Raw genomic sequence first — 20,484 nt, forward strand, 5'->3', positions numbered from 1 at the left:
TGCGGCTAGGAGGCTGCCCGAGAATGCTGGCCGTAGCGAGAGTCGACTGATTTGAGCGGTTTTTTGCGGTGTTTTAAGGCGAATAGTGGTTCTATTTAACGCAAAACAGCACAAAAAACAGCCAAATTCAGGTGGCTCGCAGTAGGTTGAGTATTGTCGGACAGCCTCCTAGCAGCTAGCCTGGCTTGCTGGCTGATTTTGCAGGGCTGCGCCGCTTGGCCGGTGCCTTGCGGGCGGATGTTGCAGGCGCGCTCTTGCGGGGCGTTTTACTACCGGCAGAGCTCGTCTTGCGTCGACCGCGACTGGGGCTGGCGCTGCGAACGCCCTGCAGGCCCTGGGGCAGGGTATTACTCGCGGTATTGATCAACTCACCGAGCGCAGTCACCAGCGCCCCCATAAAGTCGCCGTAACTACCCTCACGCTGGCAGATGGCCTCCAGCTTTGCCTCCCACTGCGCCGTCATGTCCGGCAGCGTTGTTTGCCGCGGCAGGCTGTCGATCAGGCCACAACCTGCGGCCGTGGCGTGAATCGCCTTGCCACGACGTTCCAGAAAGCCACGTCTGAACAGCAACTCGATAATACCGGCGCGAGTCGCCTCGGTACCCAGACCATCGGTATCCTTCAGAATCTGGCGGATTGAACGGTCTTCCACAAAGCGGGCGATACCGGTCATGGCGGCCAGCAGGGTCGCATCGGTAAAGTGCTTGGGTGGCTGGGTCATCTTTTCCACCAACTCGCCACGCTCGCACTGCAAAACCTGACCCACACTGAGTGCAGGCAGCAGTTGGGTTGCCTCATCACCTGCGGGTTCCTGGCGTCCAAAGAATGGCTTCCAGCCCGGCACTATGACTTCCCGCGCCTGGGTACGAAAGCGCCCGCCGGCGATATCAATTTCCACCCGGGTTTCAAAATACTCAAAGTCAGGCAAAAACTGCCCCACATACTGACGCGCGACCAGCTCGTACAGCTGTCGCTCCCGCCCCTGCAGCCCGCTCGCAGCCTGTGTCTTCTCGGTTGGAATAATGGCGTGGTGCGCATCCACCTTGCTGTCATTCCAGGCCTGGCTCTTGCGCCGACTGTCGGTTGCCGCCAGTGCATCTTTAAGCGCCTCGCTATTATGTCCAATGGCGCTCAGCACCTGAGGCGCGCGCGCCAGATGCTCCAGCGGCAAATGGCGGCTGTCGGAACGGGGATAGGTGATCAGCTTATGCTTTTCATACAGGCTCTGGCAGATATCCAGGGTTTCCTTGGCACTGAAACCAAAGCGCTTGGCGGCATCAATCTGCAGGCTGGAAAGGCTATAGGGCAAGGGTGCCGCCTGGCGACGGCGTTTCTTCTCAACCTCAAGCACAGTGCCTGGCTGCCCGCTGATGCGTTTCACCACATTCTCGGCCAGGGGCCTCGAGAGTACCCGGCCATCCTCATCCTGGTAAGGCTCGCAGGCCTCGCTGGGCTGCCACTTGGCATGAAAGGCCTCGCTCGCAGCCGTCAGCAGGTGCGCACGTACCTCATAAAACGGCTTGGGTACAAAGGCGGCAATGGCCTGATCCCGGCGTACCACCAGCCCCAGCAACGGGGTCTGTACCCGGCCGACAGACAGCACGCCGTCGTACCCCACCTTGCGCCCCTGAATGGTGTAGGCGCGGGTCATATTAAGTCCGTACAACCAATCGGCACGGGAACGGGCCAGGGCCGAGGTCGACAGCGGTATAAACTCCCGGTTGGGCCTCAGGCGCTGCAGTGCCCGTCGCACGGCTTCGGGGTTCAGGTCGCTGATCAGACAGCGCTGTACCGCCGCACGTTTTGCATCCTTCACACCCAGGTATTCGATAACTTCATCAACCAGCAGCTGACCTTCGCGATCCGGGTCACCGGCGTGTATCAGCTGATCCGCCTCCTTGACGAGCTTGCGCAGCACCGTTAGCTGCTTGCGGGTCTTGGGCTTGGGCGTCAGCTGCCACTGCTGCGGCAGTATGGGCAAATGCTCCAGACGCCACTGCTTATAGGCCGGATCATAGGCATCAGGTTCAGCCTGCTCCAGCAGATGGCCTATACACCAGCTGACGGTATCGCCATTACCGGCACGAATATATCCGTCGCCTTTTTGATGGGGCCTGGGCAATACATCGGCAATGGCGCGGCCGAGGCTGGGTTTTTCTGCAATATAAAGAATCATGGCATCGATAACTGTATAAATAGACAGTCATATTAGCCGCAAGCCCTGCCTGACACCAGCTTAACGCAAGCTACTGTAGTTATATAAAATATACATTTAAGAACTTATTAGTATATAACCAGACAATCTTTAGCCGCACACAGCGCTATCCGTATAATGCCGCGCTTGCCGTCAGAATCACCCGCGCAGTCGCACTGCAGTGAGCCTGTCCACTAAGGCGTTTTATCCCAGCGCCCTGTTATTTATCCGTCGCCTACAAGGCGGCACACTCTTGGAGACTGCGATGCAACCCAGAGCGATCGCCCTGCTACCCCTGCTGCTGTTCCTGACACTCTTTATTGGCAGCGGTCTGTACTACCAGGCACAGGACACCGACTTTGCCTTCTATCAGATTTCCGCACCTGTGGCGATCCTGCCCGCCATAGTGCTGGCCCTGCTGCTCGGACGCGGCGCGCTCAATAGCCGCATCGATACCTTTATCAAGGGCGTGGGCGACAGCACCATCATTACCATGTGCATTATTTACCTGCTGGCTGGCGCCTTTGCCAGTGTTGCCAAGGCCGTGGGCGGCGTGGATGCTACCGTGAATTTTGGTCTTAGCGTGGTGCCAGAATCCCTGGTTCTGCCGGGACTCTTTGTGATTACCGCCTTTGTCGCTACTTCCATGGGGACTTCCATGGGTACCATCGCCGCCATAGCGCCTGTGGCTGTGGGCCTGTCCGAGGCCACTGATCTGCCGCTGACGCTCACTGTGGGTACCGTGATAGGCGGCGCAATGTTTGGTGACAACCTGTCGATCATTTCCGACACCACCATCGCCGCCACCCGCTCCCAGGGCTGCGAGATGCGTGACAAGTTTCGACTCAACTTCATGATTGCGGTTCCGGCAGCGCTCGTGACTCTGGTGGTGCTTTACCTGCAGGGTAGCGGCGGCAGTATCAATGCTCCGCAAGACTATGACCTGATCAAGGTACTGCCCTATGTAGCTGTGCTGGTACTGGCGGTCATGGGGCTGAATGTCATGCTGGTGCTGCTCAGCGGCATAGTGCTGGCAGGTCTCGTCGGCCTGATCCAGATTGCCGACTACAGCCTGGCCAGACTCTCGGCCGATATCTATGCGGGCTATGGCAGCATGCAGGAGATCCTGATTCTGTCACTGCTGATTGGCGGCCTAGGCGCCCTGATGAAGCACCAGGGCGGATTGGAATTTCTCGCCCGCCAGATTGATCGGCTCGCCCGGGGCAGTCAGCGTCGCAGCGGTGAAATCAGCATTGCCGCCAGCGTGGTACTGGCTAATCTGGCGACCGCCAACAATACGGTGGCGATTATTCTCAGCGGCTCGCTGGCACGGGATATTGCCCAGCGCCACGGGGTGGACCCAAGGCGCAGCGCCAGCCTGATGGATATTTTTTCCTGCGTGGTACAGGGCCTGCTGCCCTACGGCGCCCAGGTGCTGCTGGCAGGCTCCATTGCCGCGCTGTCGCCGCTGGAGCTGATTGGCAGTATCTATTACTGCTGGCTGCTGGGCATAGCCGCCATCATTGCCATCATTGCCGGCGTGCCGCGCCTGCTGGCACAGACCTCGCCCCAGCCCCAAGCCTAAGTCCCCTTGCACTTAGCCCAGCCAGCTTTGTAACCTGCGGGGCTTAGTTCTTTGTCTTTTCAACTCGGTCAGGCTGCTGCACCCAGTGCAGCAGCTGCGGATAAAAACACAGAAACGCCTCTTCGAGCGCCCCATAGTGGCGCTCGACCTCCTCTGCCCCGCCATAGAGCGCGGTACGCCTGCTCAGGCGCCCGGCGATAGAATCCAGTGCCCGATCTATCACCTCAAGCCGCTGATAACTCAGCAACCAGTCGTATTGCCGCATGCGCTCGAAACGCGCCCGCGCAGGGGCCGGCATCAAATGCGCTTCAGACGCCATGGTCTCGTAGACTGCGCGACTAAAATCAGCCAGGGGTTCAGCGTGAAAGGATGCCCAGTGCCGAGCCAGGAAGTGATCGAATGCCATGTCCACGATAATGCCGGCAAATCGACGCCGTGGCGCCTCGATCAGCGCCAGTGTACGCAGCACATCGGGGTGGTGGTCGGTAAAGGCATCAACGCTGCGGTGCAGCCGTATTCCCTCAGCAATTTCCAGAGGCCAGGCATCCAGTGCTGACCCCTTAACCGCATCACCGAGGTAATTGCCAGTGAGCGAACTGCCCGCCCGAGTGGCGAGATGAAAGTGCGCCAGATAGTTCATGCCGCCTCAGCGACTCTGTCGACGCGCCAGCACACGGGCCGTCGCATGCAGAGTCACACCCGCAAAGAGCGCAACCAAGGCCGGCAAGGTATAGGGCAGCTCTGGGCCGCTTTGCACAGGCTCATCAAATATGGCCAGTAACAGCAGTGCAGGGGCCAGCAAGAGCAACAACGATCCGATCCATTGCAGCCCACGGGCCAGGGGGAAATTCAGTACATTGAGGTAGCAGCCCAGCTGCACATTGAGCAGGGCCGCACAGAGCAGGTAGATATGGTTGGCGCGATACAGCATGCTGTACCCCTGAGGAACATCACTACTGTCAGGCAGTTCAAGGTAGAGATAAAGCCCGGCCAGCAGAAAGGCCAGCAGGCTCAGAAGACCTACCGCCAGGTGCAGACAGCGCAGCAAAATTTTGCTGCGATCTGCCTGTCCGGCACGGGCATAGGGTTTGGTATCGATAGCAGATCGGGATAAGGACATGGGATTGAATGTAGCACGCCCGAGGGCGTTACGGCAGCCCCCAGGCAGATCAACGCGGCCCCTCATGACCAGCGCCATCAGGCTTGATTGATCCGCCTCTCCTGACTGTTCAGCCACTCTTCGTAGCTAACCCTTGGCAACTGGAACTGATCCCGCGTCGAGGTGTAGGTATCGGCGTGCATGCGCGAGATGGGGCAGTAGGCCGGAGAGCGTACATGCAGGCGTTCTGCATCGATATACTGATCCTGCACGTGCATATTCACCACTTCACCAAAGATAATAGAGCGATTCGGATACTCGATACTTCGCTCAAGCCGGCATTCGAACGCCACCGGCGCCTCCAGAATGCGCCCCGGCATCACCTGACTGCTGTCAGCGCAGGTCAGTTGCGAGGCCTCCAGTTCATCCACCTCGGGCGGAAAATCAATCGACGAAACTATCATCTGGCGGGCAATACTTTCGTCCACCATATTGACGACGAATTGGCCGGTGGCGTGAATATTGCGAGTCGTGTCCTTGGGACTACCGCCGGGTTTATGCTGAATACCCAGAATCAGCAGCGGCGGTTCGTCACTGAATACATTAAAAAAACTGATAGGCGCGGCATTGTTGATCCCGTCGGGGCAACGACTGGTCACCAGCGCTATGGGGCGCGGCACAACAAAGCTCACCAGCAGCTTGTACTTTTCCTGTTTGCTCAGGCGGGTGAAATCGAATTCCATCATGGATCTCCAGACGGGCGTATTGCCCGCGTGTTGCAGTGTTATTCCCGGCGCGAACAAGGACCCGTCAGCTCCAAGGAGCCAACGGGCCAACGAAGCACCGGAGGTACAACCTGGTTAATAAGGATGCGAGGTCAGATACGCCCTTCCTCAACCGCGTGGCAGGCCACCTGACCACCACCGTCAGTGGCGATAGTGACCGGGCGCTCCGACGTACAGCGTGCATTGGCGTGGGGGCAGCGCGGGTGAAAGGTGCAGCCGCTGGGCGGCGAAATCGGGCTGGGTACTTCGCCACTCACCGGCGTTCGGGCCCGCCCGCTCATGTCCAGATCCGGAATGGCATCCAGCAGCATGCGCGTATAGGGGTGGCGCGGGTTGCGCAGCAGCTCGGCGGAAGGCGCCTGCTCCACCATGGCCCCCAGATACATGACACCGACACGATCGGAGATGTGGAACACAACCGCCAGATCATGACTAATAAACATATAGGTCAGGCGATACTGACGCTGCAGGTCGCGCATCAGATTGAGAATCTGCGCCTGCACCGACACGTCCAGCGCTGAGGTTGGCTCATCGCAGACGATAAAGTCCGGGTTGCTCGCCAGCGCCCGGGCAATGGAAATGCGCTGGCGCTGGCCACCGCTGAACTCATGGGGGTACTTGTCACCATCCGCCGGCATCAGGCCCACCTGGGTCAGCAGTTCGGCTACCCGCGCGTCCACTTCAGCCGTGGTTTTCAGCAAACCGAACACCCGAATCGGCTCAGCGATGATCTTCTTGACCCGCCAGCGCGGATTGAAGCTGGCGTAGGGATCCTGAAAAATCATCTGCATGCGGCTGCGCAGCGGCGCCATCTGCTTGCGGCTCAGCGGCCCTATATCCACCCCCTCAAACTCGATGCTGCCACTACTGGGCGCATAGAGCCCGACGGCCAGGCGCGCCGCCGTCGATTTGCCACAACCCGACTCGCCCACCAGACCAAAGGTTTCGCCCTTGTGAATTTCGAAATCGATGCCGTCCACCGCCCGCAGAAACTGCCGCGGCCTGCGCTCCAGCACCCGATTAAGCCAGGGTGGCGACACATCGAAATGGCGCTTGAGATTGCGCGCCCGCAGAATCGGCTCCGCCGCCGCTTTGTCGGTGGCCATTGTCATGGCGTCTTGTGCTACATGTGCGTTCATCATTACACCTCCAGCCCGCAGGCCTGCACGGACTTCTTTACCGCTAAGTTGCCTGCTTCCGCCTGATGCCTGGCGCGCTGCGCCAGCGCCAGCTCCTCAAACAGCTGATCGGGATCGGCGTCAGGATCGACACCCTCCCAAAGCCAGCAAGCCACCTCACCCCGCCCTGCTTGGGCAAATTCGGGTTTGTCCTCACGACAGCGCGCCGTGGCGTAGGGGCAGCGCGGGTTAAAGGCACAGCCTTTGGGAATATGACTCAGGCGCGGCATGGCACCATCGATCTGCACCAGGTGCTCCACCTCTTCCCCGAGCTTGGGAATGGATCCCATCAGACCACGGGTATAGGGGTGACGCGCATGCTTGACCACCTCCTGCACCGGCCCCACCTCCACCAGACGACCCGCGTACATGACCGCCACCCGATCACAGGTTTCGGCAATAACACCCATATCGTGGGTCACCAGCATCACCGCAGACCCGTGCTCGCGGCACAGGGTCTTGAGCAGATCAATAATCTGCGCCTGTACCGATACATCCAGCGCCGTGGTGGGCTCATCGGCGATCACGAGCTTTGGATTGACGCAGAGCGCCAGCGCGATCACCACCCGCTGGCGCATGCCTCCGGAAAACTGATGGGGGTACTGGTCAATGCGCTGCTCCGGCGCAGGAATCCCTACCTGGGTCAGCATCTCGATGGCCCTGGCCCGGGCCTGGCGCGGTGTAAGGTCGGTGTGGGTGCGAATGGTTTCAATCAGCTGCCGGCCAACGCTGAACAGCGGGTTCAAGCTGGTCAGCGGGTCCTGGAAGATGGAGCCTATTTGCTTGCCGCGCAGCTTGCGCATGGCCTCGCTCGGCAGGTTGTCGATCCGTTGTCCGTTAAAGTGAATCTCGCCGCCGGCAATACGCCCGGGGCGCTCCAGCAAGCCGGTAATAGCGGTACCGGTGAGGGATTTGCCCGCACCGGACTCCCCCACTACACCCAAAATTTCACCGGCCTCCAGGCTCAGGGAAATGCCGTCTATGGCCCGGAGAGTGCCGCGCCTTGTCGGGAACTCGATACGCAGGCCTTTGACTTCAAGCAGCGCGCCGCTGTTGCTCTGGTTGTTATTCATGTTCAGCTTTCCTCTTCAGCGCAATTTCGGGTTGAGCGCATCGCGCAGCCAGTCACCCAGCAAATTGACCGCCAGCACCAGCAGCGCCAGCGTCAGCGACGGGAAGATCACTACCCACCAGATACCGGAAAACAGGAACTCGTTACCGATACGGATCAGGGTACCCAGCGACGGCTCGGTCGGCGGCATGCCGACGCCGAGGAACGACAGCATGGCCTCGGTCAGAATCGCCAGACCCAGGTTAATGGTGGCGATGACCAGCACCGGGCCCAGTACATTGGGCAGGACATGGCGAATCATGATCAGCAGCGGATGCAACCCGATCACCTTGGCCGCCTGCACATATTCCTTGGATTTTTCCACCATGGTAGAGCCGCGCACGGTGCGGGCGTACTGCACCCAACTGGTCATTGCAATGGCCAGTACCAGCACATAGAGGGCCGATTCGTGCATCACTTCCTGGGGCAGAAAGCTCAGTGCGATACCGTTGATCAGTAGCGCCACCAGGATAGCCGGGAAGCTCAGGATCATATCGGCCACACGCATGATAAAGGCATCCACCACGCCACCGAGAAAGCCGCTTAAAAGCCCAAGGCTGACACCAATGATCATGGCGACGAAGACGCCGGCAAAACCCACTACCAGGGACACCCGCAGGCCGTACAGCATGGAAGAGAGCACATCGCGGCCCTGACTGTCGGTACCCAGCAGAAAGCGCGCATCACCGCCCTCCAGCCACATGGGCGGCAGTTCGCTATCCATCAGATCCAGGGTGGCGACATCAAACGGATTGTGGGGTGCTATCCAGGGCGCAAAGAGTGCCGCCAGTATCATCACTACCGTCACCAGGGTGGCGATCACGGTAATGCGTGACCCCTTGAAGCTGTAGAACAAGTCACTGTCCAGAAGCCGGTGCCAGTCGTCGCGCATATTCATTAAGCGTTGCATGGTGCTTGCCCTCCACGCGGTGAAACAAAGCAATGGGTACTTGTCATGGCGAGGTTCCTAGTGTGAATTGGCGGTGCCACGATCGGCGCACAGGCGTGGATCCAGCATGAAATACATCATGTCGACGATCATGTTAATAACAACGAAGATCAGCGATACCAGCAACAAATAGGCCGACATCACCGGGATATCCACGAAGCTCACCGCCTGGATAAACAGGAAGCCCATGCCCGGCCACTGGAATACGGTTTCGGTAATGATGGCGAAGGCGATCATGGCACCGAGCTGCAGACCAATAATTGTGATCACCGGCATCAGAGTGTTTTTCAGCGCATGACCAAAGTTGACGGCGCGGTTGCTCAGGCCCCGAGCCCGTGCAAAACGGATGTAATCGGTGCGTAGCACCTCCATCATTTCAGCCCGCACCAGCCGCATGATCAGCGTTACCTGGAACAGCCCCAGCATGATTCCCGGCAGGATCAGCGATTTCAGGCCACTGGCGGTGAACAGGCCCGTACTCCACCAGCCAATATTCACCACCTCGCCACGACCAAAAGATGGCAGCCAGTTAAGCGTGACGGAAAAGGTCAGGATCAGCAGGATGCCGGTCACGAAGGTGGGCAGCGATATGCCAATCAGTGACAGTGTCTGGAACACATGACTGAGCCAGCTATGGGGTTTTAGCGCCGAGTAGACGCCCATAGGCACACCCACCAGCAAGGATATGACAAAGGCCACCGCCACCAGCTCCAGCGTGGCCGGCATGCGCTCGGCGATAAGCTCAGACACCGGGCGCTGGTTACGATAGGAGATGCCGAAATCGCCCTGGGCGGCCTGCACCACAAAGGTCGAGAACTGCACATAGAGCGGCTCGCTCAGCCCGAGGCTGTCGCGCAACTGCTCGCGCTCTTCCACTGAGGCGTTCTGGGACAGCATGCTGGTGACCGGGTCACCGACGTAGCGGAACATGCTGAAAGCCAGCAAGGCGACGGCCAGCATCACCAGCAACGACTGCCCCAGCCGACGGATTAAAAAACTAAGCATGGGAATGACTCCTGCGGAAAACGTATAGGGTTACCAGAGGGCCGGCCCCAAAGACCGGCCACTGTGATCAGTTAACCTTGGCGTACCACAGGCGAGGCTTGTCATCCGGCGTCTGCGGCAGCGTGATGCCTTCACGGATACCCCAGGACAGCGGCTGCTGATGCAACGGGATCACCGCCACTTCGTCCCGCGCGATTTCCAGCGTTTCCGCCAGCATGATGAGGCGCTTGGGCTCATCCAGTTCGCCGGAAATCTGACCGATCAGACTGTCGATACGAGCATTGGAATAGCCACCCGGGTTCCAGGTGCCCAGCTTGTCGGCCGGTGTCGCCAGAAAACCTGTCAGGGCGCTGAACGTATCCAGCATCGGCAGAGTCGCCCAGCCAAACATATAGATGTCCGAGCCGCCGCCGAGCATTTTCTGGAAGTGATTGCCCTTGCTCTGGGCCGTCAGGTTGGCCTTGATGCCCACCCGTGCCCACATGGACACCACCGCCTGGCAGATTTCCTCGTCATTGACATAACGATCATTGGTGCAGTCGAGCCCTACCCTGAAACCATTGGGGTAACCGGCATCTGCCAGCAACGCCTTGGCCGCTTCTGGGTCGAACGCAAAACGCTGATTAAGCGCGGCGTCATAGCCTGGCACTTCCGGTGCTACCACCAGCGCTGAATTGCGGGAATTGCCGCGCATTACCTTTTTCTGAATCAGCTCCATATTAATGGCCTGATAGAGCGCCTTGCGCACCCGCGCATCCTTGAGCGGATTCTTGCCCTTGATATCGGAATCGTGCAACTGATCGTCGCGCTGGTTCAAACCAAACATGATGGTGCGCAGAGACGGCGCCTGCAGCACCTTAACGCCGGCGGTGGAGTCGATGCGCTTCACGTCCTGCAGCGGTGCCGGGTACATCAGATCAATTTCGCCGGACAACAGGGCGGCCACACGGGTGGCATCGGAGGAGATGGGGGTGAACTCGATGCGGGTCAGATTGTGCTCTGGTGTATCCCACCATGCTGGATTGACCACCAGCACCGTCTTGGCATCGGGCTGCCGACTCTCAAGTGTGAAGGGACCGGTGCCGTTGGCGTGAGTAGTGGCGTAGTTTTCCTCACCCTTGCGCAGATCAATGGCATTCAGCGCATTGTTCTCGGTCATCCATTCCTTGTCGAAAATATAAACGTTGGTGAGGTAGTTCAGCAGCAACGGATCGGCCGTGCTCAGCACGATCTCGACGCTCATGTCTCCCACCTTGCGGGCATCCAGCACAGTCGGTACGTTGACCCTGATAGGCGCATTGGGGTCGATGGCACGGTGAATCGAGGCCACTACATCATCGGCGCTCAGGCTATTGCCATTGTGAAAGGTTACGCCTTCGCGCAGCTCAAAGCGCCAGACGTTGGGTTCAACCACTTCCCAGCTCGTGGCCAAAGCCGGTTCCAGCTGCAGATCGGCGTTATAGCGCACCAGCGGCTCGTAAATATGGTGCAGAAAACCCAAGGTATTGCTCTCAGTCACCGAATAGGGATCCAGTGAGGCGATATCCGAGGCTTCGGCCATGCGCAGGGTATTCGCCTGGGACACCATTGCCGCGCCCAGACCCAGGGTTACGGTCATTGCTACACAAAGCAGTTTCATTCGCATTATTATTCTCTCGTGGCTGCTGCTCTTACCGTCAAGGTTCAACCGAAACTGCCACCTTTAGCTCCGTGACAACTTCGACACCAGAGGTTAACGATCAATTATTTTTTCGTTAACGATCTTGCGTTCAATACATACCACCCCGCGGTGACTGTCAAGTAAAAACATTCAGCCTTGTTTGACCTCCACGTCAGCTTATAAGCTCATGTCTACGTAATTCAGTCACTTGGAAGTGCCGCAGATACTCTGGCTGCGCTTGATTTTATTTCACTCAGACAGAATTAGGCCTCCCTGCGGCGCTGCCAGCTCATTAGGCGTATTTTTCGTTAACGATTATTTATTGCATCGTTAGCACAAGCGCGCTAGCCTAGTTTTCTAGCGTCCCGGCTCAGGCTTGAAGTTGTACGCCTGAGGGGACCGCACAGAAAACATCCTCTGTGCTGTACTCATGATCATTTTTACAGAATGAGAAAACTGCCATGGGCACCGACAAGACGTCCGTAAACAATCAGCTTGATGCGGCCTACCAGCGCGTCTGGGGAGCCATTGTCTCCCACAAGCTGCTACCCGGCACCAGGCTCAAGGAAGACGATCTCTGCGACACCTTCGATATCAGCCGGGGTAATGTCCGCAAGCTGCTGCAGCAACTGGCCCACCATCACCTGGTCACCTTAATACCCAACAGCGGTGCCTTCGTGGCGAGGCCCAGCCGCGAAGAGGCACTGGAAGTGTTCAAGACCCGCCGCCTGGTGGAGCTTGAAATGGTGCGCGAACTGGCACGCAAGTGCACCCCCATGGACCGACAGATGCTGGAGAAGCACGTACATCGCGAACATGAAGCCCACAGCAGTGGCGACAAGAGCCTGCGTATCCGACTATCGGGAGAATTCCACCTGTTAATTGGCGCCCTCGCCGACCGCCCTGTGCTGTATCAGTTTTTGCACGAAATCATTTCCCGTGCCTCGCTGATTGTGGCGCTGTACCAGCGCTCCCACTCGGCCAATGGCCGCAGCGCCGGTGACCGTGCCTGCTCTGAGCACCATGATTTGATCGATGCCATCGCCGAACACCGCATCGAACAGGCGGTTGCGGTCATGGATGATCACCTGCAGGAACTGGAAAATCAGCTCGATCTGGATCCGCCCCTGGAACAGCACGTCGACCTGAGAAAAGTATTCGCCTGACCCCGGCAGCCGCGGCAATACCCGCCGCCGCCATCTGACCGATTTAATCCCCGCCAGGCTGTGCCTTGCACAGCCCCGGGCCGCCTTTGCCTTTTTTTCGTGATGGGAGCGACTACAAGAATGCATAACAACAGCCTGCTGATCCGAAACGTACGCCCGCTGGGCACAAACGCCACCGACCTGCTGATACGCAACGGCAAGATAGCCGCCCAGGGCACAGACCTCGATGCTGCCGACGCCGAGGTTATTGATGGCGCCGGCCAACTGCTGCTGCCGGGACTGGTCGATGCCCACACCCATATCGACAAGACCTTCTGGGGCCAGCCCTGGCAGCGCCACCAGGCGGGCCCGCGCATCATCGACAAGATCGAGAATGAGCGCCGGCTGCGCCGCGAGCTGAACCTCTGCGCCCAAACCCAGTCCGCCAATCAGATCCGCCAGGCCATCCGCATGGGTACCACCCATATCCGCACCCACGTGGATGTGGACACCGAAATAGGCCTGTCGAGCATTGAAGCGGTACTGGCCAGCAAGGAGACCTTTCGCGACAGCATGACACTGCAACTGGTGGCCTTCCCCCAGAGCGGCCTGATGATCAGACCCGGCACGCGGGAACTGCTGGAAGCCGCCATAGACGCCGGCGCAGATCTTGTCGGCGGCATCGACCCCGGCGCCATCGACCGTGACCCCGCCGGTCACCTGGACTGCATTTTTGACATCGCCGAGCGCAAACAGGTGGGTATCGATATTCACCTGCACGAAGCCGACCAGCTGGGCGCAACCTCCATCGAGCTGATTCTGGAGCGTACCCGGGCACTGGGCATGCAGGGCAAGGTCACCATCAGCCACGCCTTCTGCCTGGGCATGCTGCCCGAAGCTCAGCTAAGCGAGCTGATCGCTCAGTTTCAGGCACTGGATATCACCATCATGACCCACGGCCCTGGCCATATCGCCTTCCCGCCTATCAAGCGGCTGTATGAAGCCGGCGTAAAGGTCTGCGCGGGCTCGGATGGCATCCGCGATGCCTGGGGGCCCTACGGCAACGCCGACATGCTGGAACGTGCCATGCTGATGGGCTTTCGCAGTAACTACCGCCACGATGACGAGCTGGAAATGATTCTGGATATCTGCAGTTTTGGCGGCGCCCGGGTGATGGGTGAGAAACACTACGGCCTGAACGCCGGCTGCAGTGCGGACTTTGTACTGGTGGATGCAGAAACCCCCACCCACGCCATTGTCAGCCGCCCGCCACGCAGTCTGGTCTGCAAGGCCGGCCGCATTGTCGCCCGCAACGGCGAATGCCTGGTCTGAAGGAGGAGCTCCGCCATGGGTACCACCCGCATTACCGGCCGCTATGTCATCGGCTTCGATGGCACAGGCCACCGCCTGCTGGAAAACGGCGAAGTGGTCTATCAGGATGACCGCATTATCTTCTGCGGTTTTGGCTATAGCGGCCAGGTCGACCGCGAAATCGACGCCGGCAACGCCGTGGTGGGGCCGGGCTTTATTGATCTCGATGCGCTGGCGGATCTGGATTCCACCGTACTAGCGTTTGACAACGGCCCGGCCTGGCGCTGCGGCCGCGTCTGGGCCAGCAGCTATGTCGAGCGCGGACCCCGGGAGGTCTACGACCGCAGCGACGAAGACTTCATGAAGCGCTATGCCTATGCCCAGCTGCTGCACAATGGCATCACCACAGCGCTGCCCATCACCTCCCTGCTGTATCGTGAATGGGCCGAAACCTACGACGAGTTTGCCCGTGCCGCCGACATCGCCGCCGAGATGGGGCTGCGCGTCTATCTTGGGCCTGCCTATCGCACCGGTCTCTCGACGGTTCAACCCGATGGCCGTTTCGACATGTACTGGGATGAAGCCCGTGGCCTGCAGGGGCTCGACGATGCCATGCGCTTTGCGCAGGACTACGACAACAGCCACAAGGGCCTGGTACGCGCCATGCTAGCCCCCGATCGTATCGAGGGCTGCACCCGGGAATTGCTTGAGCGCACCCGCGACGCGAGCAACGCACTGCAATGCCCGGTGCGGCTGCACTGCTGCCAGTCACAGCTGGAGGTGGATACCATGGAGCGGCGTTTTGGCACCTCGTCGCTGGCGCTGCTGCAGGAGATTGGCTTTCTGGGTCCGCGCACCCTGTTGCCACACGGGCTCTTTCTGGGGGGCGCCGCAGCGCGGCGCCAGGATATAGAGCAGGAACTGGACAGCCTGCGGGACTCAGGCAGCACCCTGGTGCACTGCCCCATCGTCTTTGGGCGCAGCGGCAAGGCACTGAACAGCTTTAGCCGCCTGCGGGCACGGGGCATCAATATTGGCCTGGGCACCGATACCTTCCCGGCGGACCTGATCCGCAACATGCACACAGGCATCATGCTGAACCGGGTGCAGGAGGATGACGCCCAGGCCGTGAGCGCCGCCGACTTCTATAACGCCGCCACCCTGGATGGCGCCCGCGCCCTGGGACGTGACGACCTTGGCCGTCTGGCGCCCGGCGCCAAGGCCGATATCACCGTTTTCGACCTGTCGGGCTTTCACCTTGGCCAGCGCGTCGACCCCATCCAGACCATGATCATGAACGGCAGCGGCAGCGACTTTAAAACCGTGATTGTCGATGGCCGCATCCGGGTAGAGGATTACCGCATTGAGGGGGTGCCCTACGCCGACTGGCACCAGCGCGCCCAGGATCAGTATGACCGCCTGCGCGCCAGCTACCCGGAGCGCACGCACCTGCATCCTCCGGTTGACGAAATTTTTGCCCCCAGCTTTGCACCGCTGCGTGCAGGTGAAGCCCAGTAAGACCTGAGAGGAATCAAACCCCGCCCTGTGCCCGGACGCCCCCTGCGTTCGGGTCTTCAGCCCCCAAAGACGCCATCATCCCTGGCGCCAGCGCTTGAAAAATCTCGCGCATCCTCGAGTCGGACAGCTGTGCGCTCAGCAGCGCGGGGGCGAGAACATCAAAGCCTCCTGCGCCTGCCTGCAGGTAAATCACCCGGGTGGCCTCGTCCATAAAATGAACCAGGGGGATTTCAGCGAGGCATTTCGTTAAAAATCCGAGGTTATCCTTAACCGAAAATGTCCCCTTGTCCGGATACACTTGCGCGGGTGTTTTCGCCTTGGTATTGATTTTCTGATAACGCTCGATATCGATAAATGCCAGGGGGTTGAGAATGGTAATCTCTTGCTGATTGCCGAAGGCGATGGTCTTGGGATAGGTTCCCTTGGGGACACTGTTGTCCAGGAACTCGTATTTGAAAACCGGTTTGCTGCACGCCAGCCACTTGAAGAACAATTTCGGCATACCGGCATAGGCTTCAACACTGTGACCGAGAAAGTCTTCCACGGCCTTGTAGCGACCGACCTTCAATCCCCTCTCCCAGCCCCTTGCGACAGTTTCTTCCGGCGGCGTTATCACGAAAAACATAAGCATCGTATCGACATAACTGGCATAAGTGTTGTGCAATATTCGCGATATGCTTTCGGTTGAAAAACTGTCAAACCGAAAGCGGTCGACCAGCAGGTGGGGGATGGAAGCATCCCGTTTCGCCTTGTCGCGGATATAGTAGTCGAGCTTGCGATCGATGATCGCCACCTCCTTGCTGGTCAGTCGTCCGGCATACTTGTACGCGTCCCCAAGAGAGTCGTAGTCCAGCAGGAAGCGCCGCCAGATATCGGGGCTGATGGTGGCATAGCCGCCCGATTGAATGCCATGTTCACCCATGATTTTCTGGAGCCTGGCACGCAGGGAGCTTTTGCCCGCTGCGGATGCCCCTTTCAGGCTGATCAGAACCGGTTTTTCTGCCGTGACGGTTGGCGTCAGCCCAAGCTGCTGAATCGCCCGCTCAATCATGGGCGCGATCCGGTGGCCAAGAACCAGGCTGCCAAAGCGGTTGCAAACATGGTTTGTTACCAGCCGTGCCAGATACTCCATATCCGAGCCGACAAAGCCGCTGGTACCCGCAATAGAGCCGAGTACGCGATACAGGCTTCGGTAGACAGCCCTGGCAAGGGGATCCTGCTCAACAAGACCTTTCTCTTTGAACCCGGCGATGATGCGGTACTGTTTTTCCTGGGTGGATTCCTGAATCAGGGCGCTGGGCCCAGGCTTGGGCTTTAAAAACAATTGAAGAACAGCAAAGCGTTTTTTGGCCTTTCTGGCCGGAGCCGGCGCAAAGAGTGAAGTTGTCAGTTCCTGACGTACCCGGGCTTCGACCTGCTGGCGCAACTCGCCATGGGCCTGCGTAATTGATGCCAGATTCGGATGGATATAATCGACAAGAATTTTCTGGGCAATCTCGCGAAAGTGTACGCCAAGGTCGACTTCGTCTTCCCCCTCCAGCGCCACTATGTCAGCGGTAACTCGCACCAGCAATTCATGCAGCACCAGGCGCTCGGGCCTGAACGCGACTAATTCGTCCTGTGCAAGCCCAACCTGCTCTGCTATTTCTGCCACATCGGCAAGTCGGGTGAAGACATTCTCCGGCCGATGGACGCTTTCAAGGGATCTATATTCAACTGGAAGTTCTGCTTCAAGGCCGGGATTCCACGCTGAAAATTCGGAGTTTTTCATAGATAAAGCCTGGCTCAACAAGGTTCCATAAGGTTTACCACAGCACCCCATATTACAACAGGAGGCGTGCCAACCTACCTCCTGGGCAACCTCATCAGAAACCTCTCGCCGACACACAGAAAACGCTGCCAATACCCGTTGAAGTCACACTGATCTAGCCCCGCGGCGGATAGAACCCCGCCACATCAGCTCGCAACACCTGCTGCTGTTCAAATCAGGGAATTGATCTGCTCACGGTCCCGCAGGTAATGCGGCGTTTCCTTATGCGCCTGCAGCGCCTGCGGGCTCTCGTACACCTCGTACAGATAGACTCGATCGTCGTGCTCGCGATCGAGCAGCACATCAAAGGTATGGCAGCCCGGCTCCTGCTCCACCGATGCCCGGGCATTGGCCTGAATCAGCGCCAGGTAGGATTGTTTTGCGCCGGGCTTGAGATCGACACTGATAAAAATGCAGTACATGGGGATCTCCGATTGTAAGTGTTCGCAATAATTATTATGTTATGTACACAATTTACAAATACTTTAATTACAAACCCTATTCAAAACAAGGAGAGCCTCAATGAGCAGCCGGCCAAACGCCCTCAACGGCATGCGCCATATCGCCTTTACGGTGGAAAACCTGGAAGAAGTGGAGCGCTTTTACGTCGAGCTGCTGGGCATGCAGGTACTGCACCGTCCGCACCAGAATCTGGTCTATCTGACGCTGGGCAACGACAATCTGTCACTGAGTAGTGGCAGCGCAACTGAGCGCGCAAGCGGACCGCAACGACTGGATCATTTCGGCTTTATCTGTGACGAGCCTGGCGATGTGGACGCCTGGGCGGACTACCTGGCACAACAGGGAGTAGACATTCTCGCCCGCCCCCACGATCACAGCAATGATCCCGGGGTGCGCAGCTTTTATTGCCGGGACCCCGCCGGCAACACTGTGCAGCCGATCTATCACCCGGCGGTGTCGGGTCAGCGCCTGGCCAAGCCCTGACAAGATCCTGAAGACCCTGATAAACCCAGGCCAGATTGTTAAAAGAACACTCGGGCCATCACCCCCGGAAACGACACTGCCGGCCCGCCATGATCAAGGCACAGAGCAATGATCACAGGGGGCCGGCAGCGGGATGGCACCCGAGGGTGCCGCTACAGCGGCTTGTCGGTTAGCGTGCCGTGGACGGCGTGCTGCGACGGGGGCGACGGCGACGCGGCGCATTGCCCGGTGCCGCTTCATTGCCGCTGGCACGACGTGGCTGTTCGCCGCCCGCAGGTTTGGCACGACCCTGACCACCACCACGGCGCTGACCATTGCCACTTTTGGCGGCTCGTGGCGCAGCAGCCGGGGCTTCAGGCTGGGGCACATAGTTGGCGGCGCTGGCCTGCAACATATCCAGATCCACCGCAGGCGCTGGCTGAACATCAAACTTCTGACGCAGCAGACGCTCAATGGCGCGGAATTCCTTTTCTTCATCACGGCTGATCAGGGACACAGCCTCGCCACTGGCGCCGGCACGACCGGTACGGCCGATACGGTGCACGTAGTCCGCCGGAACGTTCGGCAGCTCGTAGTTCACCACATGGGGCAGATGGTCGATATCCAGACCACGGGCCGCGATATCCGTGGCCACGAGCACCCGTACCAGGCCGCCCTTGAAGTCGGATAGCGCACGAGTACGGGCATTCTGGCTCTTGTTGCCATGAATGGCCGCAGCGCTGATACCGTTGCGCTCAAGCTGCTGAGCCAGACGGTTGGCGCCGTGCTTGGTACGGGAGAACACCAGTACCTGGGTCCAGTTGCCGGCCAGAATCATGTGCGCCAGCACCGTCATCTTCTCGGTTTTTTCCACCGCGTGAAAACGCTGTTCGATCTTGTGCGCCGTAACATTGCGCGACACTTCGATGCTGGTGGGGTTGTGCAGTATATCGCTGGTCAGGCGACGAATTTCCGGCGAAAAAGTAGCCGAGAACATCAGATTCTGACGTTTCTTGGGCAACAGTTTCAGGATGCGCTTGATGTCATGGATAAAGCCCATGTCCAGCATGCGGTCGGCTTCGTCGAGCACCAGTATCTGGACGTGGGACAGATCGACGCAGCCCTGACCCTGCAGATCCAGCAGACGGCCCGGTGTCGCCACCAGAATATCGACGCCGCGGCGCAGCAGGTCTTTCTGCGGATTGATGCTGACACCACCGAAGACGATGGCCGAGCGCAACGGCAGATGACGACCGTAGGTGCTGACGCTCTCACCCACCTGGGCGGCGAGTTCGCGGGTGGGAGTCAGAACCAGTGCACGCAGCTGGTGCCCGTCCGGCGGGCGGTGTTCGGACAACAGTTGCAACATTGGCAGGGTAAAACCGGCGGTTTTACCGGTGCCGGTCTGGGCGGCAGCCAGCAGGTCGCGGCCTTCCAGTACAACCGGAATTGCCTGGGCCTGAATTGGGGATGGGGTATCGTACCCCTGCTCTTGCACAGCACGCAGCAGTGCGTCGGAAAGTCCGAGAGAGGAAAAAGCAGTCATGAATGTCCGTAGTGTGGAATCGGTCGGCAGGCCCTGACGTGTTGTTCATACGGCACCGGCCCAGGATACAGCTAAGCGGCGCAGCTTACCGTAAAGCCCCCTCGGGTGCGAGTACTATTCAACACCGTGGATAATGTGCCACGCATCGGCCTGAAAGCCTCGCACCGCCTGAAAATGGTCAGAATGCATACGTTGGACTAGGCTGATTGCAGTTACGTACGAGAGGAACCGGCATATGACCCGCAGATCTCAACGCGCGTTCTTCCGCAAAATCTATCTGGCCTGGCTGATAGATAATGGCCGACACAACCTGCGCACTCTGCAGGAGAAAACCGGCATGCCTAGACGCACCCTGCAGGACAGCCTCAAGGATCTTGAAGATATCGGCATCCGCTGCATCTTTGAACAGAGCAATGGCGAACGCAATAACTGCGGTCTCTACCGGGTCATGGATTGGGGCCCTATCAGAAGGAGCTGGGTGCGCAGCAACCTACTACTGCTTAAAGAGGAGCTAGAGCAATAAAAGCTGGATGGATTGAGTGAAGCCACATACCGAAGAACCTGGGTGCGCAGCAACTTACTACTGTTTAAAGCGAAGCTTGAGCAATAACCCTTAACAGCAAAAAAGATTCTCGATGGATTGAGTTCGTCCAGGTACTGAAGC

At 58.8% G+C, this 20,484-nt stretch carries 18 protein-coding genes; 6 read left to right on the forward strand and 12 right to left on the reverse strand.

Annotated features, from left to right (window positions below):
- Positions 1–175: 175 nt before the first annotated feature.
- Positions 176–2,176 carry a DNA topoisomerase III gene (locus tag MPRO_RS11140; RefSeq protein ID WP_067291980.1) on the reverse strand — a complete coding sequence of 667 codons (2,001 nt, stop codon included), beginning with the start codon at positions 2,174–2,176 and terminating at the stop codon, positions 176–178.
- A 283-nt stretch (positions 2,177–2,459) separates the two neighbouring features.
- Between MPRO_RS11140 and MPRO_RS11145 the strand changes: the two genes are divergently transcribed.
- A complete protein-coding gene (locus MPRO_RS11145; RefSeq protein ID WP_067291982.1) occupies positions 2,460–3,779 on the forward strand; it encodes a Na+/H+ antiporter NhaC family protein in 1,320 nt (439 codons plus the stop codon).
- Between the two features lie 43 nt (positions 3,780–3,822).
- Here the strand turns inward: MPRO_RS11145 and MPRO_RS11150 are convergent, their stop codons facing one another.
- The 8 genes from MPRO_RS11150 to MPRO_RS11185 form a co-directional block, all read right to left on the reverse strand.
- Entirely contained in the window at positions 3,823–4,419 is a 597-nt protein-coding gene (locus MPRO_RS11150) for an acyl carrier protein phosphodiesterase (protein WP_067291983.1), read from the reverse strand.
- A gap of 6 nt (positions 4,420–4,425) precedes the next feature.
- Positions 4,426–4,899, reverse strand: a complete 474-nt coding sequence (locus MPRO_RS11155; protein WP_158651798.1) for a hypothetical protein — start codon at positions 4,897–4,899, stop codon at positions 4,426–4,428.
- A 77-nt stretch (positions 4,900–4,976) separates the two neighbouring features.
- Entirely contained in the window at positions 4,977–5,624 is a 648-nt protein-coding gene (locus tag MPRO_RS11160) for a flavin reductase family protein (RefSeq protein WP_245635079.1), read from the reverse strand.
- Between the two features lie 131 nt (positions 5,625–5,755).
- Entirely contained in the window at positions 5,756–6,805 is a 1,050-nt protein-coding gene (locus MPRO_RS11165) for an ABC transporter ATP-binding protein (RefSeq protein WP_216821292.1), read from the reverse strand.
- Positions 6,805–7,914 (reverse strand): ABC transporter ATP-binding protein, encoded by a 1,110-nt coding sequence (locus MPRO_RS11170; protein WP_067291992.1) that lies wholly within the window; start codon positions 7,912–7,914, stop codon positions 6,805–6,807. The genes MPRO_RS11165 and MPRO_RS11170 overlap by 1 nt, the downstream gene beginning before the upstream one ends.
- Positions 7,915–7,929: 15 nt before the next feature.
- On the reverse strand, positions 7,930–8,862 hold the full coding sequence (locus tag MPRO_RS11175) for an ABC transporter permease (RefSeq protein ID WP_245635080.1): 933 nt from the start codon (positions 8,860–8,862) through the stop codon (positions 7,930–7,932).
- Positions 8,863–8,919: 57 nt separating this feature from the next.
- The gene (locus tag MPRO_RS11180; RefSeq protein ID WP_067291998.1) at positions 8,920–9,906 is read right to left on the reverse strand and encodes an ABC transporter permease; all 987 of its coding nucleotides are present in this window, start codon (positions 9,904–9,906) and stop codon (positions 8,920–8,922) included.
- 67 nt (positions 9,907–9,973) lie between these two features.
- A complete protein-coding gene (locus MPRO_RS11185) occupies positions 9,974–11,551 on the reverse strand; it encodes an ABC transporter substrate-binding protein (RefSeq protein ID WP_067292001.1) in 1,578 nt (525 codons plus the stop codon).
- A 476-nt stretch (positions 11,552–12,027) separates the two neighbouring features.
- Between MPRO_RS11185 and MPRO_RS11190 the strand changes: the two genes are divergently transcribed.
- From MPRO_RS11190 to MPRO_RS11200, 3 genes are all read left to right on the forward strand, one after another.
- The gene (locus MPRO_RS11190; RefSeq protein ID WP_067292004.1) at positions 12,028–12,732 is read left to right on the forward strand and encodes a GntR family transcriptional regulator; all 705 of its coding nucleotides are present in this window, start codon (positions 12,028–12,030) and stop codon (positions 12,730–12,732) included.
- Positions 12,733–12,852: 120 nt separating this feature from the next.
- Positions 12,853–14,043: an amidohydrolase family protein gene (locus MPRO_RS11195; RefSeq protein ID WP_067292007.1), complete on the forward strand. Its 1,191-nt coding sequence runs from the start codon at positions 12,853–12,855 to the stop codon at positions 14,041–14,043.
- 15 nt (positions 14,044–14,058) lie between these two features.
- Entirely contained in the window at positions 14,059–15,540 is a 1,482-nt protein-coding gene (locus tag MPRO_RS11200; RefSeq protein WP_067292009.1) for an amidohydrolase family protein, read from the forward strand.
- A gap of 13 nt (positions 15,541–15,553) precedes the next feature.
- Here the strand turns inward: MPRO_RS11200 and MPRO_RS11205 are convergent, their stop codons facing one another.
- Entirely contained in the window at positions 15,554–17,443 is a 1,890-nt protein-coding gene (locus tag MPRO_RS11205; protein WP_245635081.1) for a DEAD/DEAH box helicase family protein, read from the reverse strand.
- A gap of 77 nt (positions 17,444–17,520) precedes the next feature.
- Positions 17,521–17,772 carry a putative quinol monooxygenase gene (locus MPRO_RS11210; protein WP_245635082.1) on the reverse strand — a complete coding sequence of 84 codons (252 nt, stop codon included), beginning with the start codon at positions 17,770–17,772 and terminating at the stop codon, positions 17,521–17,523.
- A gap of 100 nt (positions 17,773–17,872) precedes the next feature.
- Here MPRO_RS11210 and MPRO_RS11215 point away from each other — a divergent pair, with 100 nt between their 5' ends.
- Complete coding sequence (locus MPRO_RS11215; RefSeq protein ID WP_067292012.1) at positions 17,873–18,295, forward strand: VOC family protein; 423 nt, start codon at positions 17,873–17,875, stop codon at positions 18,293–18,295.
- Positions 18,296–18,464: 169 nt separating this feature from the next.
- Here the strand turns inward: MPRO_RS11215 and MPRO_RS11220 are convergent, their stop codons facing one another.
- On the reverse strand, positions 18,465–19,820 hold the full coding sequence (locus MPRO_RS11220; protein ID WP_067292015.1) for a DEAD/DEAH box helicase: 1,356 nt from the start codon (positions 19,818–19,820) through the stop codon (positions 18,465–18,467).
- Between the two features lie 235 nt (positions 19,821–20,055).
- On the opposite strand from MPRO_RS11220, the gene MPRO_RS11225 reads away from it, so the two are divergent.
- Positions 20,056–20,343 carry a helix-turn-helix domain-containing protein gene (locus tag MPRO_RS11225; RefSeq protein WP_067292016.1) on the forward strand — a complete coding sequence of 96 codons (288 nt, stop codon included), beginning with the start codon at positions 20,056–20,058 and terminating at the stop codon, positions 20,341–20,343.
- Positions 20,344–20,484 lie beyond the last annotated feature (141 nt).

The sequence above is a fragment of the Marinobacterium profundum genome, assembly GCF_001528745.1.
Classification (GTDB): domain Bacteria; phylum Pseudomonadota; class Gammaproteobacteria; order Pseudomonadales; family Balneatricaceae; genus Marinobacterium_A; species Marinobacterium_A profundum.

Coding starts and splice junctions, on each gene's coding strand:
- MPRO_RS11140 (WP_067291980.1), bottom strand. CDS start 2,176: ATGATTCTTTATATTGCAGAAAAACCCAGCCTCGGCCGCGCCATTGCC.
- MPRO_RS11145 (WP_067291982.1), top strand. CDS start 2,460: ATGCAACCCAGAGCGATCGCCCTGCTACCCCTGCTGCTGTTCCTGACA.
- MPRO_RS11150 (WP_067291983.1), bottom strand. CDS start 4,419: ATGAACTATCTGGCGCACTTTCATCTCGCCACTCGGGCGGGCAGTTCG.
- MPRO_RS11155 (WP_158651798.1), bottom strand. CDS start 4,899: ATGTCCTTATCCCGATCTGCTATCGATACCAAACCCTATGCCCGTGCC.
- MPRO_RS11160 (WP_245635079.1), bottom strand. CDS start 5,624: ATGATGGAATTCGATTTCACCCGCCTGAGCAAACAGGAAAAGTACAAG.
- MPRO_RS11165 (WP_216821292.1), bottom strand. CDS start 6,805: ATGATGAACGCACATGTAGCACAAGACGCCATGACAATGGCCACCGAC.
- MPRO_RS11170 (WP_067291992.1), bottom strand. CDS start 7,914: ATGAATAACAACCAGAGCAACAGCGGCGCGCTGCTTGAAGTCAAAGGC.
- MPRO_RS11175 (WP_245635080.1), bottom strand. CDS start 8,862: ATGCAACGCTTAATGAATATGCGCGACGACTGGCACCGGCTTCTGGAC.
- MPRO_RS11180 (WP_067291998.1), bottom strand. CDS start 9,906: ATGCTTAGTTTTTTAATCCGTCGGCTGGGGCAGTCGTTGCTGGTGATG.
- MPRO_RS11185 (WP_067292001.1), bottom strand. CDS start 11,551: ATGCGAATGAAACTGCTTTGTGTAGCAATGACCGTAACCCTGGGTCTG.
- MPRO_RS11190 (WP_067292004.1), top strand. CDS start 12,028: ATGGGCACCGACAAGACGTCCGTAAACAATCAGCTTGATGCGGCCTAC.
- MPRO_RS11195 (WP_067292007.1), top strand. CDS start 12,853: ATGCATAACAACAGCCTGCTGATCCGAAACGTACGCCCGCTGGGCACA.
- MPRO_RS11200 (WP_067292009.1), top strand. CDS start 14,059: ATGGGTACCACCCGCATTACCGGCCGCTATGTCATCGGCTTCGATGGC.
- MPRO_RS11210 (WP_245635082.1), bottom strand. CDS start 17,772: ATGTACTGCATTTTTATCAGTGTCGATCTCAAGCCCGGCGCAAAACAA.
- MPRO_RS11215 (WP_067292012.1), top strand. CDS start 17,873: ATGAGCAGCCGGCCAAACGCCCTCAACGGCATGCGCCATATCGCCTTT.
- MPRO_RS11220 (WP_067292015.1), bottom strand. CDS start 19,820: ATGACTGCTTTTTCCTCTCTCGGACTTTCCGACGCACTGCTGCGTGCT.
- MPRO_RS11225 (WP_067292016.1), top strand. CDS start 20,056: ATGACCCGCAGATCTCAACGCGCGTTCTTCCGCAAAATCTATCTGGCC.